11 protein-coding genes are annotated in these 14,873 nt (G+C 63.9%); 3 read left to right on the top strand and 8 right to left on the bottom strand.

Translation table 11 applies throughout. From position 1 onward, the window contains the following. Nucleotide 1: 1 nt before the first annotated feature. Nucleotides 2–1,387 carry a NarK family nitrate/nitrite MFS transporter gene (locus CSQ92_RS05605; protein WP_034781619.1) on the bottom strand — a complete coding sequence of 462 codons (1,386 nt, stop codon included), beginning with the start codon at nucleotides 1,385–1,387 and terminating at the stop codon, nucleotides 2–4. Further along, nucleotides 1,384–2,628, bottom strand: a complete 1,245-nt coding sequence (locus CSQ92_RS05600) for an MFS transporter (protein WP_034781620.1) — start codon at nucleotides 2,626–2,628, stop codon at nucleotides 1,384–1,386. The genes CSQ92_RS05605 and CSQ92_RS05600 overlap by 4 nt, the downstream gene beginning before the upstream one ends. Nucleotides 2,629–2,911: 283 nt before the next feature. Here CSQ92_RS05600 and CSQ92_RS05595 point away from each other — a divergent pair, with 283 nt between their 5' ends. Together CSQ92_RS05595 and CSQ92_RS05590 are read left to right on the top strand one after the other, a co-directional pair. Further along, entirely contained in the window at nucleotides 2,912–3,367 is a 456-nt protein-coding gene (locus CSQ92_RS05595) for a GNAT family N-acetyltransferase (protein ID WP_218964038.1), read from the top strand. Between the two features lie 87 nt (nucleotides 3,368–3,454). Continuing rightward, nucleotides 3,455–3,832, top strand: coding sequence for a SirB2 family protein (locus CSQ92_RS05590; protein ID WP_099393480.1), 378 nt, complete (start codon nucleotides 3,455–3,457; stop codon nucleotides 3,830–3,832). A 4-nt stretch (nucleotides 3,833–3,836) separates the two neighbouring features. Here the strand turns inward: CSQ92_RS05590 and CSQ92_RS05585 are convergent, their stop codons facing one another. The 3 genes from CSQ92_RS05585 to CSQ92_RS05575 form a co-directional block, all read right to left on the bottom strand. After that, a complete protein-coding gene (locus CSQ92_RS05585) occupies nucleotides 3,837–6,299 on the bottom strand; it encodes a TonB-dependent siderophore receptor (protein WP_099393479.1) in 2,463 nt (820 codons plus the stop codon). An 85-nt stretch (nucleotides 6,300–6,384) separates the two neighbouring features. Further along, nucleotides 6,385–7,359 carry a FecR domain-containing protein gene (locus CSQ92_RS05580; protein WP_099393478.1) on the bottom strand — a complete coding sequence of 325 codons (975 nt, stop codon included), beginning with the start codon at nucleotides 7,357–7,359 and terminating at the stop codon, nucleotides 6,385–6,387. Continuing rightward, nucleotides 7,359–7,871 (bottom strand): sigma-70 family RNA polymerase sigma factor, encoded by a 513-nt coding sequence (locus CSQ92_RS05575; protein WP_099393477.1) that lies wholly within the window; start codon nucleotides 7,869–7,871, stop codon nucleotides 7,359–7,361. Before CSQ92_RS05575 ends, CSQ92_RS05580 begins: the two co-directional genes overlap by 1 nt. A 150-nt stretch (nucleotides 7,872–8,021) precedes the next feature. Between CSQ92_RS05575 and CSQ92_RS05570 the strand changes: the two genes are divergently transcribed. Further along, entirely contained in the window at nucleotides 8,022–8,534 is a 513-nt protein-coding gene (locus CSQ92_RS05570) for a hypothetical protein (protein WP_099393476.1), read from the top strand. A 10-nt stretch (nucleotides 8,535–8,544) separates the two neighbouring features. Here the strand turns inward: CSQ92_RS05570 and CSQ92_RS05565 are convergent, their stop codons facing one another. The 3 genes from CSQ92_RS05565 to CSQ92_RS05555 form a co-directional block, all read right to left on the bottom strand. Continuing rightward, nucleotides 8,545–9,861: a DUF3472 domain-containing protein gene (locus CSQ92_RS05565; RefSeq protein WP_249936060.1), complete on the bottom strand. Its 1,317-nt coding sequence runs from the start codon at nucleotides 9,859–9,861 to the stop codon at nucleotides 8,545–8,547. A 128-nt stretch (nucleotides 9,862–9,989) separates the two neighbouring features. Continuing rightward, nucleotides 9,990–11,381: a Gfo/Idh/MocA family protein gene (locus CSQ92_RS05560; protein ID WP_211615137.1), complete on the bottom strand. Its 1,392-nt coding sequence runs from the start codon at nucleotides 11,379–11,381 to the stop codon at nucleotides 9,990–9,992. Nucleotides 11,382–11,447: 66 nt separating this feature from the next. After that, nucleotides 11,448–14,489 (bottom strand): TonB-dependent receptor, encoded by a 3,042-nt coding sequence (locus CSQ92_RS05555; RefSeq protein WP_099393474.1) that lies wholly within the window; start codon nucleotides 14,487–14,489, stop codon nucleotides 11,448–11,450. Between the last annotated feature and the right edge of the window lie 384 nt (nucleotides 14,490–14,873).

The raw sequence follows: 14,873 nt of genomic DNA, 5'->3' as shown, positions 1-14,873 counted from the left end.
ACTAGCAAGGCATCGGCGCATTCTTGCGCGCATAGCACCACCATGTGATGGCGATGCAGCTCACATAAAAGCCGATGAAGCACCACAAGGCCGCGTCGGGGCTGCCCGTCAGCGCAATCGAGGTGCCATAGCTTTTCGGGATGAAGAAGGCGCCATACGCGGCCACGGCCGATGTAAAGCCCAGGACGGCCGCGCCTTCCTTGTTGGCGTCGACGATGGCTTGCTCCTGCTCCGCCTTGCCCTTGCCGGCGGCCGCGCGCTGGTGCTCCGTCAAAAAGATCACGGGGATCATGCGGAAGGTCGACGCATTGCCGACGCCCGTGCCGGCGAACAGCAGCATGAACATCCAGAAGAAACCATTGAAGCTGCCACCCACGCCCGCTTGCGGCATGAAGTACAGCACGCCCAGCACGGCGCCGATCATCAGCAGGAACGACCACAGAGTGACGCGGGCGCCGCCCAATTTATCGGAAATCACGCCGCCGGCCACGCGCGCCAGCGCACCGACCAGGGGGCCGAGGAAGGCATAATCGAGCGGATTCACGTCGGGGAACTGGATCTTGATCAGCAGCGGAAAGGCAGCCGAATAACCGATGAAGGAGCCGAAGGTGCCCGTGTACAGCCAGCACATGAGCCAGTTGTGCTTGCGCTTGAAGATCACGGCCTGCTCGGAAAACGAAGCCTTCGCCGACGCCAGGTCATTCATGCCGAACCAGGCCAGCAAGGTGCTCAAGGCGATGAACGGCACCCAGATGAAGCCCGCGTTTTGCAGCCACATGTCCTTGCTCACGCCATTTTTCACCCAGGTGAGCGAATCGCCGCCCCAGGCGCCGAAGACGGCGAAGGTGATCACCAGCGGCACGACGAACTGCACCACCGACACGCCCAGGTTTCCCAGGCCCGCATTCATGCCCAGCGCGAAACCCTTGCTGGCCTTCGGGTAGAAAAAGCTGATGTTGGCCATCGACGAGGCGAAATTGCCGCCGCCGAAGCCGCACAGCAGCGCCAGGATCAGCATGGTCGGATAACCCGTGTTCACATCCTGCACGGCCAGGCCGATACCGATGGCGGGAATCAGGAGCGAGCCAGTGGAAATGGCCGTCCAGCGGCGGCCGCCGAAGATCGGCACCATGAACGAATAAAAGATGCGCAAGGTGGCGCCGGACAGGCCCGGCAAGGCCGTCAGCCAGAACAGCTGGTTGTTACTGTAGGTGAAGCCGATGTTGGGCAGGTTGACCACCACCACGCTCCACACCATCCACACGGCGAATGCCAGCAGCAGCGCGGGAATCGAGATCCACAGATTGCGCGCGGCCGTGGCCTTGCCCGTGTTTTGCCAGAAGCTCGGGGTTTCCGGCTCCCACGTATTGATCATGTAGCGGCTCATGCTTTAGCTCCTGCAGGTTGATTGATAGTGGCCGCGCGCAGCGGCTTGAACGAGAAATGCATCCAGACGAGGGAAACGCAGACGGTGCCGTACAGGAGCATGAAGGAGCTCGAACGCACGCCGGTAAAGTCCACCAGGGCGCCGAACATCACGGGCAGGATGAAGCCACCCAGGCCGCCGGCCAGGCCGACCACGCCCGAGACGGCGCCGATATTGTCGGAAAAATCATCGCCGATGAACTTGAAGACGGACGCCTTGCCCACGGCCATGGCGATGCCGACGATGAACAGCAGCACGGTGAACCACAGCGGCGACAGGCCGATATGGAAAGCCAGCGGACCCGTGACGGTTTCCACGACCATCTGCGTTTGCGGATAGGACAGCAGGAAGAAGCACACCCAGCACACCCACATCACGGCCCAGGTGACTTTCGCCGCACCGTATTTGTCGGAGATCCAGCCGCCCACGGCGCGCAGCACGCCGCCCGGCAGCGAGAAGCACGCGGCCAGCAGCGCCGCGTGTTTCAGGTCGAAGCCGTATTCGGCCACGTAGTACTTCGTCATCCACAGCGCCAGCGCCACGTAACCGCCAAACACCACCGAGTAGTACTGGCAGTAGCGCCACACGCGGGGATCCTTCAGCACCTTCATCTGCGCCGAAAAGCTCTCGCCCGATGGCGCCAGATGCGATTTGTCCGTGTACGAAAACAGCCAGAAGATGATGGCCGTGGCCAGCATGGCCACCGCATACACCTTGGGCAGCATTTGCCAGCCGAAGGCGGCGACGATGCCGGGCGCGACGAATTTGGTCAGCGCGGAACCGGAATTGCCGGCGCCGAAGATGCCCATCGCCAGGCCGCGGCGCTCCTTTTCATACCAGCGCGCCACGTAGGGCGTGCCGACGGAAAACGAGCCGCCCGCCAGGCCGACGAACATGCCCAGCACGAGGAAATGCCAGTAGGCGGTGGCGTAGGAAATCAGGTAGATCGGCACCACGCTGGCCAGCATCAGCCAGAAGAAGACGCGGCGTCCGCCGTATTTGTCCGTCCAGATGCCCAGCGGCACGCGCACGAGGGAGCCCGTCAGCACGGGCATGGCGGCCAGCAGGCCGAATTGTGTTTCAGTCAAACCCAGGCTGGTCTTGATGGGGATGCCCAGTACGGCAAACATCATCCAGACTGCAAAGCAGATGGTAAACGCGAAGGTGCTGCTGATCAGCACGGACGCCTGCTTGCGCCGCATGCCGGGTTCGACTGCCTTGTTACTACTGTTGTTCTTAGTGCCATCTAGGGTAGCCACGATGTTTCTCCATGAATGCACTGGCCGTCTGGCCAGCCGTCCCGACCAGCTTACGTGGCAGAGGGGAAAGGCACTATCGGCCACAGGGTGATTCTGGAAAGGCAATCTGGATAGCCGCATCGGCAAAAGTGACTAGATGGCGGAGGATGGATCTAGCCTGGATGGCGGGTGTTTTACAAACGCAGGTATTTTTGGCACACTCGGCGCCTGGAGAAAAAGGAACGGCATGCAGAACAAACACGACATGCACGAAACAGAGCCGGTCATCACCCGCGCGGCCCTGGCCGGCGATGTGGCAGCCATGCTGGCCTGCGACGCGTATGCGCAGGTGCACGCCAGCCGCGGCGATGCCGTGCGCGCCGCCGTCGGCAAGGGGCACTGCCAGGTGGCCATCCGGGCTGGCCAGGTCGCCGGCTATGTCCTCACGCACGACGACTTCTTCGGCTACGGCTTCGTCTCGCTGGTGATAGTCGCTCCCGGACAGCAGCTGCGCGGCGTGGGCTTGCGCCTGCTGGCCGCCGCCGAAGCCGCGTGCCAGACAGCCAAGCTGTTCACCTCGACGAACCAGTCCAACCTGGCCGCGCAACGGCTGTTCGCCAGAGCGGGCTTCGTGCGCAGCGGCCAGATCGACCATCTCGACGAGGGAGACCCGGAGCTGGTGTACGTGAAATGGTGCCGCTGATCGCGCCTCATCCCGACGGCGTATGGCGCGGCGCGCCAAAGGCGGCTATGCTGGCGCCACCGTCAATCAACGCCCACCACATCACGCATGGATTATCTGAGCCTCAAGCATTTCCACATGGGATGCGCCGCCGCCAGCGGCTTTCTTTTCCTCTTGCGCGGCGCCTGGATGCTGCGCGCCTCGCCCGCCTTGCAGCAGCGCTGGGTAAAAATCCTGCCGCACCTGGTCGACACGGCCTTGCTGGCCAGTGCCATCACGCTGGCCGTGTGGAGCGGCCAGTCGCCGGGCAGCCAGCCCTGGCTGGCTGCCAAGCTGTGCGCGCTGGTGGCTTACATCGTGCTGGGCACCATCGCGCTAAAACGCGGCAAGACGCCGGCCGCGCGCGGCGCCGCCTTCGCGCTCGCCGTGCTGGTATTCGCCTACATCGTCGCCGTGGCCGTCACCAAACAGGCCTGGCCGCTCTGATGCATCAGAAGATGTAGCGCAGGGTGACGCTGGCGTTGCGCGGCGCGCCCCAGTAAGCCTGGTTATACATGCCAAGCTGGCTGTAGTAACGCTTGTCGAACAGGTTGTTGATGTTCGCCTGCAGGGACAACTGGCGCGACAGCGCGTACTTCGCCATCAGGCTGGCCACGGCATAACCGCCCTGCTCCACGCGCTGCGTGCCTTTCGGCCCGGTGGCGTCGCGGTAGGCGCCGCTCTGCCAGTTCACGCCGCCGCCCACGGACAAGGCACGCCAGTCGCCGGGCATCTGCCAAGTGGAAAACACGCGCGCCAGCGTCTGCGGCACATAGCTGTTCAGGCGCGCGCCGGTATTGTCTTTGGCCGCCGCGTGCGACACGCTGGCCGAGACGTTCCAGCCCTGCGCCAGCTCGCCCGACAGATCGAGCTCCACGCCCTTGCTGGTGGTGCCCGATGCCGCGAAATACGCCTGCGTCAGCGAATTGCCGACAAAATGGCCAGTATCTTCCTGCGCCAGGCCATCTTGCGCGATGCGGAACACGGCCAGCGCCGCGTTCAATCGGCCGCCGAAATACTCGCCCTTCACGCCCGCTTCCAGATTCTTGCCCTGCACGGGATCGAGGTAGCGGCCGAACCGGTCCTGGTAGCCCTGCGGCTTGAAGATCTTGCTATAGCTGGTGTACAGCGCATGCTGTGCATCGATATCCCACACCAGGCCCGCATACGGCGTGACGGCATGCTTGGCATAGGCGTAGCTGCCGCCCCAGTCATCGACATGGTCCGCCTTGTAGCGGCTGTAGCGCGCGCCGACGATCAGTTTCAAGGGATCGGCCAGCGAAAAGCGCGCCGTGCCGTAGATGCCGCGCTGCTGCACCGTATCGAGCAGTTGCCAGCGCGAGAAATTCGGGTCATTCCAGTCCGGCTCCGGCGTCACGCCCTGCCATTGATGAAAATTGCCGTAATCGACGCTGCCACCCGAGATGCCCGGGTTGCTGGAGAACTGGTTGCTGCCCGAGACGCCAAACGCCAGATCGTGCGTGCGCCCCAGCAGCTGCAGCGGTCCCTGCACATAGGCGTCGACGCTGTCCTGGCGCCGCGTGCCCGAGTAAAACCCGGTGTAGCCCGTCACGCCCTGGCCCGTGGCCTTGTCCGGCCAGGTATTGGCGAAAAGCTCGGCTGCCGAATAATTGCCCCAGCCGTGATTCAGCATGGCCGTCAGGTTCCAGCCCTTGCCCAGGTCCTGCTCCAGGCGCAAGAACGCCGTCTGGCTGGTGCTGAACCAGCGGCTCCAGGTGGTTGCCGTGGTGGCAGAACGGGGCAAGGTGGCCCGTTCGCCATCCGCATACCACAGCGGCAAGCCGCCATACATGCCGCCGCGCGGGCGGTTGTCCTGGTATTCATAGCCGGCGATCAGCACGCTGCCCGGTGCCAGGTCCGCTTCCACGGTGGCATAGGCCATGGCTTTCTTGCCGTGATACAGGTTCACATACGATTCGCTGTCCTGGTAGCTGGCCACGACGCGCCCGCGCACCTTGCCATCGCTGCTCAAGGGCGTGGAGAGGTCGGCGCTGGCGCGCGCATTGTGCCAGGAACCGAGGCTCAGGGCCGCATTCCCGGCCATCTGCTTCGATGACGCGCGCTTGCGCACCAGGTTGATGGTGGCCGACGGTTCGCCCGCGCCAGTGAGCAAGCCCGTGGCGCCGCGCACGATCTCGACCCTGTCGTAGGCCGTCATGTCCAGGGTGCTGTCGCCCACGTTGTAGGCATTGTCGACCGTGGTGGGAATGCCGTCGTACTGGTAGCTGGCGATGGAAAAGCCGCGCGCGAAGAACGAGGTACGGTCGCTGTCGTAGCGGTTGATGGCCACGCCGGCCGCGTTTTGCAGCACCTCTTCCACCGTTTGCAGGTTCTGGTCATCCATCTGCTGGCGCGTGACCACGCTGACGGCTTGCGGCGTCTCGCGCACGGACAGGCCCAGGCGCGTGGCCGAGCGCATGGTCTGCGTCGTATACGAGCCGCTGCCTTCCGTCGCGCCATTCGCATCAAAGCTGGCGCTGACCTTCATCTCCGGCATGGTCTGGCCGCCATCGGAAGCTGCCACGTCGAGCACATAGCCGCCATTCGCCTGCGGCACGGCGCGCAGGCCCGAACCGGCGACGATGGCGCCCAGCGCTGCAGGGATGCTGTAGCTGCCCGTCAGTCCGGCGCTGCGCTTGCCGGCCACGGTGGCGGCCTGGTAAGAGATCATGGTGCCCGTCTGCTGGCCGAAACGCACCAGCACCTGTTCCAGGGTGCCGCCGGGTATCGCCAGTTCGATGCGCGCCCCATTGGCTGCCTGGGCAATAGGTGCGGCGGCCAATGCGCCGCCGGCGGCGAGCAGCCACAGGGCGTGGCTGACGGCCAGCGCCGCCACGCTGCGGCGGCATGTGCGGGAAGCGGAAGATGGGTAAGTAGGTGTTGTGCTGGGCATGCGGACTGTTTTCCTGAAAGTGAATGAGGGGTTCACTCGCTATGCCACGCGAAAATCGAAAAACCCTCACATTTTCAGAAAATAATCATGGATGCTTCCGATGCGGCACCACGCTCACCCAGAAGCGCGTGCTCTGGCGCACATCGACGGGCAAGGTACGCGTCAGCATGTCCAGCACTTGCGTCGTGTCGGCCAGCGGATAGATGCCTGAGACGCGCAGGTGGGCGACGGCAGGATCGCAGGCCAGGCGGCCATGCCGGTAGCGGGCCAGTTCGCCGACAAAATCGGCCAGCGGCATGTCGTGCGCCACCAGCATGCCGGCCGTCCACGCATCGGCGCCGGCAGGCAGAAGCTCGGCGGAGCCAACGCTGCCCGCCGTGAAAGTCGCTTGTTCGCCCGCCTGCAGCCTGCGCGCCGCATCGGGCGCTTGTTCCGGCACGATGTCGACAGCGCCCGCGAACACGCCCAGGCGCGTGGCTTCGCTGCCGGCTCGCACGGCAAAGCGCGTGCCCACGGGTTGCAAGCGGCCCTGGCCCGTGCGCACGAAAAAGGGCCGGCCAGCCGCATCGTGCGCGGTCGTGACCATGATCTCGCCTTTGAGTACCGTCACCAGGCGCTGGCCCGCATCGAAACGCACGTCAATGGAGGTGGCCGTGTTGAGGGCGATGCGCGTGCCGTCTGCCAGCACGATGTGGCGCAATTCGCCCGTACCCGTGCGGTAATCGGCCAGCCAGAAGCGCGCCTGCTCATCGCCACCAGCCAGCCAGGCGCCGCCACCCACAGCCAGCAGCGCCAGGAGTTTCAAAGACTGGCGCCGCGCCGCATTCGCTTGCGCGTGCAGCGGCTTGCGGGCCAGCGTGCCGTGCGCCAGCGGCGCGGGCAAGGCGCGCATGCGCGCCATGCAGCCTTCCACATGCTGCCAGGCTTGCTCGTTTTCCGGGTCGCTGCCGCGCCAGGCGCGCCATGCCTGCTCCACTTCCGGCGTGGCGTCACCGGCCTGCAGCCGCACCAGCCATTCGACAGCCTGCAAGCTGGCCGCTTCCGGCGTGAGGGCACCCATCACGGCGCCAGCGGAGAAAAGAAGCACTGGTGCATGGCTTTGACCAGGTAGCGCTGCACGGTGGCCAGCGAGACATTCAGCTCGGCGGCGATGGCCGCCTGCGGCATGCCATCGAGCTGCGACAGCAGAAAGGCGCGGCGCACGGCAGGCGCCAGGCCATCGAGGCGGCGGTCGATGTCGAACAGGGCTTCGAGCAGGATCGCCTGCGCCTCCGGGTCGGGCGCGCATTGCGCCGGCAGGCTGGCCAGGTTTTCCAGGTAGGCCGCCTCCAGGTCGCGCCGGCGGTACAGATTGCCCAGCACGCCCTTGGCCACCGTCGTCAAAAAGGCACGCGGCTCGCGCGCGGCGATGGTCTCGTCGCGATTGAGCAGGCGCATGAAGGTGTCGTGCGCCACGTCGGCCGCGTCAAACGCATTGCCCAGCTTGTGCCTGAGCCAGCCTTGCAGCCAGCGGTGGTGATCGTGATACAGGCTGCCCACCTCCTGGTGGACGCCGGATTGGGCAGGCGGCACGGAAAATCCTCACACGCAAACAATAATGATTCGCATTCTAACTGGCATGACACGGCTGGCGCAACCGCCGCGTAGCACGTAGAAATGATAGTATTTACAACATCTTGCACATGCCTCTCCCCTGGCCGTGCCCTACCCTGAAAGCCAAACATGCTCTTGTCTGAACTGCTGACCAAACTGACCTGCGGTGACCTGGAAGGAGAGGAACTCGACGAAGCCGTCGCCGCCATCACCGATGCGCCCTCCGCGCCACGCGACGAGTGGATCGACAGCGATGCGCAAGCCTACGCGGTGGCGATCCTCTGGCACCTGGGCGGCTATATGGCGTCGAGCGACAAGCTCGACGAACTGCACGAACAGATACAGGACATGTTCGACGCATTCCCCGACTTCCCGTACGAGCTGCTCAAGGACAGCGACGGTAGCGCGCTGCCCTATTTCGAGTGGCTGGACAAGGAACTGGCACAGCGCGCCGTGGACGAAGGCGGCTATGACCTGATCCAGATCGACGGCAACGGCAGCGACGAAATGGATGCGCTGGTCGTGTACCGGCGCGATACAAACGACATCATCCAGGCGGCGGCATTGATGGGAGTGACGATAGGCCGGCCGCTCACCTACTATCGCGGCATCGAAGCGATGGTGGGCAAGCGACCGGGCTGAAAACCAGCGCTTATTGCATCGGCAAGGCGTTCACATCGACGGTGGGCGCCTGGCCCGTGGCCGGACGCGTGAAGTTCTGGCTGGTTTGCACGTAATCGGCAAAGAAGCCGCCGTTATGCAGGTAGAACTTGCCGTTTTCCAGCCCGCCCGCATAATCCATGCGCTGCGCATTCGTGGCCGTGGCGTCGCCGGTGAACCTCCCTGCCGTCACTTCCGACCAGGTGCCCGATGCATTCCTTGCCCACTGGTTGCCGAACTGGACGCGGCGTTCCGTGTAGCCCAGGGTATCGATGAAGTTCTCGAGGAAGGAATGCACGCCCGTCAGATACGTACTGATGGCCGGCCGCTTCCAGGTGGCGATGTAGCGCCATTTGCCCGTCTCGGGCGCGAAGAACCAGGCCGAGTAATCGCTGCCGCCATTGCCGTCGGGCCGCGCGCGCGTGATGAAGCGGTACGTCGTGCCGGCTGCCCAGTTATACGACAGATAGGTCTGGCCTCCCGTGCCCTCGCCGCCAAAGGCGTTATCGACCACGCCGGCACCCTTGCTGACCAGGGTGGTCTTGGCGCCATTGTCGGCGTCCCACACGGAAAACAGTATCCAGCGCTCGCTCGGTGATTTCACCTGGATGCCCATGTAGCCCTGGCCAAAGCCGTTGGCCATGAAATAGGAGCCGATGGCGTCCTGCCCCTTGGGTATCGTCATCTCGTTATAAAAATACTCGGTATTGGCCGGCACCGTGTAGCCCATGTGCACGGACGGGCCGCGCCGCGACCAGTAGTAATTGGCGGGGTCATTGGCGTACGTGAGCGCGGCGTTCGACGTCACCTTCAGCGCGGTGACGTCGCCGAACGTGGCCTTCACGCGCGACAGCCCCTGCAAGTCCACCTTCACATAGCCGGCCGCCGCCACGTTCACCGTGCCCACGGCATAGGTCTTGCGCGCCTTGCCGGCCAGCTTCACGTCGAAGGGCTTGCCGTTGATCTTCACGCGGATGTTGCTGTTGCCGCCATCGGCCAGACTGGCGTCAAGCGCCACCTGGACAGGGCCCGCCCCGGAGACGCGGAAATACGTGCTGGCGACGGCAGCCGGATTGCTCCAGCCGGCCAGGCCATGTTCGCCGATGACCGCGCCCTCGTTCCCGCCCGTGATGAAGGCGTTGCCGGCCAGTTCCACGGTGGCGGTGGTGGCCGGCGCGGCCACGCTGGCGGCCAGCAAGGCGGTGCCGCCCATGTCGGGGGTAGCGGTGGCAGTGGCGCCGCCGCATGCGGCCAGCAGCAATGGCATGGAGGGAAGGACTGCGTAGAGTAATGAACTTCTGTGTTTCATCAACGTCTCCTGGTGGTACGGCGTGCAACAGGCGCAAGAAGTCCTGCGGCGTGCGCCGCGGTTTGAAAAGCTGGGATGGCTGGAAAAAACCCGCTACGGCGGCAGGCGCGGTAGCGGGTCGTGAAGGCTTAGTACTTGCCGTCGAGAGCGAAGATAGGCTTGCGCGCTTTCCACTGGCCGCCCGTGAAGTCCGGGAAGTCCAGGGTCTGGAAGTTGGCGGCGATCGACTGCTCGGACAGCGGCGTGATGGCGCTCCACGTCACGGCATCGTAGATATCGATCGGCATCGGCGCGTTGGCCTTCAGCGCTTCGACAAAGGCGTGGATGACGAAGAAGTCCATGCCGCCGTGGCCCGCGCCTTCCGCTTGCGCCGCATATTTGCGCCAGACCGGGTGCTCATACTTGTCCTGGTAGGTCTTGAAATCATCCCACTGGTGCGGCTTGCTGACGCCCTCGATATGGATGGAATTGTTCAGGTCCATCCACAGGCCGTCCGTGCCTTGCACGCGGAAGCCCAGCGAGTACGGGCGCGGCAGGCTCGTATCGTGCTGCAGGATAATGGTTTCGCCGTTCTCGCACGCCAGGGTGGTGGTGACCACGTCGCCCAGCTTGAACTTGACCTTGGCGTTCGCATGCTGTGCGCCGCCCGGCTGCTTGACGATGTAGTCGTGCAAGCCGCGCGCCTTGGTGGCGAAAGCGTTGATGCGCGTAAAACGGTTGCCGCGGTTGATGTTGGTGTACATGGCGCACGGGCCGATGCCGTGGCTCGGATACAGTTCGCCATTGCGTTCGACCGAGTGCTGCGTGCGCCAATGGGCTTCCGACCAGCCCTTTTCGCCGAATTCCACGCCGCCGCCATACGGCTTGGCCGGATTGCCGCTGTTGAATTTCACGGCGCGCAAATCGTGCTGGTAGCCGCCCTGCAGGTGCAGCAGTTCGCCGAACAGGCCCGCGCGCACCATCTGCAGCGCAGCCATCACGTCGCGGCGGTAGCACACGTTTTCCAGCAACATGTATGGCGTGCCCGTTTTCAGCTGGGTATTCAGGACGTCCCAGTGGTCTTGCAGGGTGATGCCGGCCACCACTTCGCAGCCGACGGCGATCTTCGCCTGCATGGCGGCGATCGCCATCGGCGCGTGGAATTCCCACGGCGTGGCGATGATCACGCCATCGAGGCCGCCCGCGTCCAGCATGCGCTTGTAGGCTTTCTGGTCGCGGTCTTCACCATACGTGCGCGGACGGGGCTTGCCAGCTTTGGCCACCTGGCCCAGCGCGTGTTTCAGCATGATCGGCTCGATATCGCACAGCGCAACCACTTCCACGTCATCGCGGCGCACCAGTTCAGCCAGCAGTACCTGGCCGCGCATGCCCGTGCCGATCAGGCCCAGGCGGACCTTGTCGCGGCCGGCCGCAGGGGCGGCGCTGGCGTCGCCAGGCAGCAAGGCGCTGCCGGCCATGGCGCCACCGGCCAGCGCGGCGCTGGCGGACAGGAAATTGCGTCGATTGATTTGTGTTGTCATTGGTCTCTTCTCGCTTCCATTGGTAATGTTCGTCACCGGCCCGCCTTGCAGCGGGCCGGCTGCAGTTTAATAGGTGTATTCCGCCGTGAAGCGCACGGAACGCGGCGCCGTGCGGCCAGCCACCTGCAGGTAGTTGCGGGCGATGGCGCCATGGTCTTCGCGCGTTTCGTTATAGCGGGTCACGGTCTGGCTGTTGAACACATTGAAGACATCCACTTTCAGGCTCAGGCCCTTGACGGCGCTGGGAGTATAGGCCAGATTCATGTCCAGCTGGGCTTGCCAAGGCAGGCGACCCTGGCTACCGCGCGGCGCCGGCTTGCCATTGCAATAGAAGTATGAATCGCCGTAATCGTTCTCGAACCGCAGGTTATCGGGCAGCGCGCCGATGCAGTTGCGCGGCGCGCCGGAGGTCAGCGACAGGTTGGCGCCGACCATCACGTCCGGGATGACCTGCATGAAACCGTAGGCCTTGAACGCGTGGCGATGGTCGCCTGGCAGGTAGCCATAGGCGTTGTACATCAGTTCCTTGTGGTCGTCGCTGACGGTCAGACCCACGTCACCGCCGCCGATGCTGTCCGTCTGGCCTTCCATATTGCCCTTCAGCGCAGACAGGGTGTAGGTCAGCTTGCCGTACCAGCCGTTCGTGTACGGGTGCTCGACGAACAGGTTCAAGGCGCGGTAGGTGCGCGATGGCAGCGGATTGCCCCACTCCGCCGCCGAAATATCCACGCGGCGCAAGCCTTTGCCATCGTCGAAGTCCACCATCAGGCTGTTGTCGCGGCCAGGGTTGATGATGGCGCACTGGAAGCCGCCCCAGTTGCTCGTGTCGACGCTGTTGCGCGTGGCCCAGGCTTGCAGCGGACGCGCATCGCAGACGTCGTCGTTGGTGTCGTTCAGCTTGCGGTACAGGACGCTGGCGCCCACTACCAGTTTCTTGCTCAGGGCGCGTTCGAAACCGAGCGAGAATTCATCCTGCGACAGCGGTTTCAAGCCGATGGCCGTCACTTCGCGCGCGTCGCGGCTCTGGCCGTACGCGTTGTTGGCCGAATACGGCTTGCTGATGGCGTGCAGGCCCGTCGGCGCGCCCGTGACGGGATCGACACCCGTGTAGGTGTACATCTCGCTGGTGGCCAGGAAGGGGCTGGCCATGTTGCTCGACAAATTCGACGGCACCGGCAAGTGGTAACGGCCGCCGTTGGCGAAGAATTTCAGGGTGCCGTCACCCAGGTAATCCCAGGTGGCGCCCACGCGCGGGGCGATCATGTTGCGCTGCGAAATGAAGGCCACGCCATCGGTGCTGTAGTTGGTGAACTGCTCGCGGCGCAGGCCCAGGTCCAGCAGCACCCGTTCCGTGACCTGGTAGTGATCCTGGATGTATTGCGCCGACTGCACGCTGGTCGGACGCGCCAGGTTGGCATTCAAGTCCTTGCTGACGTAATAGCCCTGCGCGCCGTAGCCGCCACCCTGTGCCGGTGTCTCGAACGCGCCGTTGATGGCCCGGTTCGGATCGTCCGCTTTCAGATAGCTCCAGCGGTAGCCGCCCGCCAGGCTCAGGCCCACCTTCGATTCCACGTCGATGCGGTCGATGCCGCCACGCAGCGAGTGCTTGCCCAGCTTGTATTCGAGGTCCAGACGCTTGGCCTTCTGGCGGTCTTCCGACGATGGGTCGACCAGAGTGCCCGTCACCGTTTGCGGATTGGCGTACGTCAGGCCAGGCACCTGGGTCGAGGTATTCGACGACGTTTGCGCCAGCAGCGGATTGTAGCCATTCGGCGTGCGGGTGTGCGACGTGCGCGATTCGCCCATCATGGCCGTCACGGTCAGGTTGTCCGTCAGGTAGCCCGTGTACTTGAAGATGTCGATGTTGGCGCCCGGCGCGGCCGATGATCCGCAGCAGTTGACCGTCGTCTCGCCCTTGCCCGCCTGTACGCCATTGCTCGCATGCGTGGCGTAGCTGTAGCCATACGCCTGGCTATCCGTCTTCGTGCGGTCATACAGCTTGGTGTATTCGAAGTGATGGTCGTCCGTCAGGTTGTAATCCAGCTTGGCCATCATGCGGTTCACCTTGCTCTGGCTGGTGCTCCAGCCGCGCGCCAGGGCCGTGCCCGAGTCGGCGGTGGCGGCAACGGCCTGGCTGTCCGTGCTCGTCTGTTCCAGCGCCACGAAGGCGAACAGTTTGTTCTTGATCAGCGGACCGCTGCCATACAGGCCCACCACCTTGCTGGTGCTGCCATTGTCGCGGTTCCAGTACAGCAGATTGCCATCCGTCTTCGGATTGGCGCCCGTGTTCGGGTAATAGGTGTTTTCCGGCTCGCCTTTCAGCGAACGGGGGATGATGGACACCTTGCCGCCGAATTCGACCTTGTTGCCGCCACTCTTGGTGGTGATGTTGATCACCCCGCCCGTGGAGCGGCCAAACTCCGAGCCATAGCCGCCCGACAGCACCTGCAGGTTCGAGATCGCGCCGAACGGCAGCTCCGATGCGCCCACCTGGGTCAGGATATTCGTGATCGGGAAGCCGTTGACGTAAAAGGCGTTTTCGGACTGGCCCGAGCCGCCGATCGATGGCGCATTGCCATACACGCTGTTGGTGCCGCGCGACACGCCCGGCGTCAGCTGCACGATGGAGGCGACGTCGTTCCCGACCGGCAGCGCTTTCAATTCCTTGGCCGTGAAGATCACGCCATTGTTGGTGTTCGACACGTCGATCGGATTGCGCGACGCCTTCACCACGACGGTCTGCTCCTGGCCCACCGTGCCGGCGGCGCTGGCCGGGCCGAAGTTCGCTTCCGCGCCCGCGCCGATCAGGGCTTCGACTTCCTGCGACGCTTCCACCGAACCGGCGCGCAGCACGCGCACCGCATAGCGGCCTGGCGGCATGGAGTTGGCCACGTAGCGGCCCGACGTATCGGGCGTCAGGCTGCGCTGCACGCCCGTCGCCAGGTTTTCCAGCACCACGGTGGCGCCGGCCGGCGCACTCACTTCACCGAAAATGGTGCTGGTGGCGTTCGACTGTGCCCAGGCCTGGCCTGGCACGCCGGCCGCCAGTGCGATCACTATCGCTGCGGCGCGGCTGATGTCGCGCAATTTGAGTCGGGTGGTATGCATGCTGTCTCTCCGTCTATATCGAGGGTTATGCGCGCCCTCCCCGCTCCAGGGCGAAGTCGGGGGGATGCAATTTTTATGGTGGTCGTCGGCCGGTGCAGCCAGGCAGTTGCACCTTCCGGGAAATCAGTCCGCATCGGCTGATTTTCTTTTCTTGGGATTACTTTAAAAAGAAAAATAAGTATCGTCAACAAAAAGAAAGTTATAACGTAAATTTATCGCTAAATTGAGCAAATAAAGAGTATTTATCTTTCGATTTAATCAGATTCGCGGCAGATAACTTTCGTTATCGTGGTATGACAGATACACGCGCAGGCAAGGAGTCGTCCGGCAGAGGATAATCCGCGTGGCAATCCGGGAAGAGCAACGCGAAAGAAGACATGCCTA

This window comes from Janthinobacterium sp. BJB446 (genome assembly GCF_002735655.1).
GTDB lineage: Bacteria > Pseudomonadota > Gammaproteobacteria > Burkholderiales > Burkholderiaceae_D > Janthinobacterium > Janthinobacterium lividum.
The sequence above is the reverse complement of the archived record's forward strand: the minus strand, read 5'-3'. Positions and strand labels throughout refer to the sequence as shown.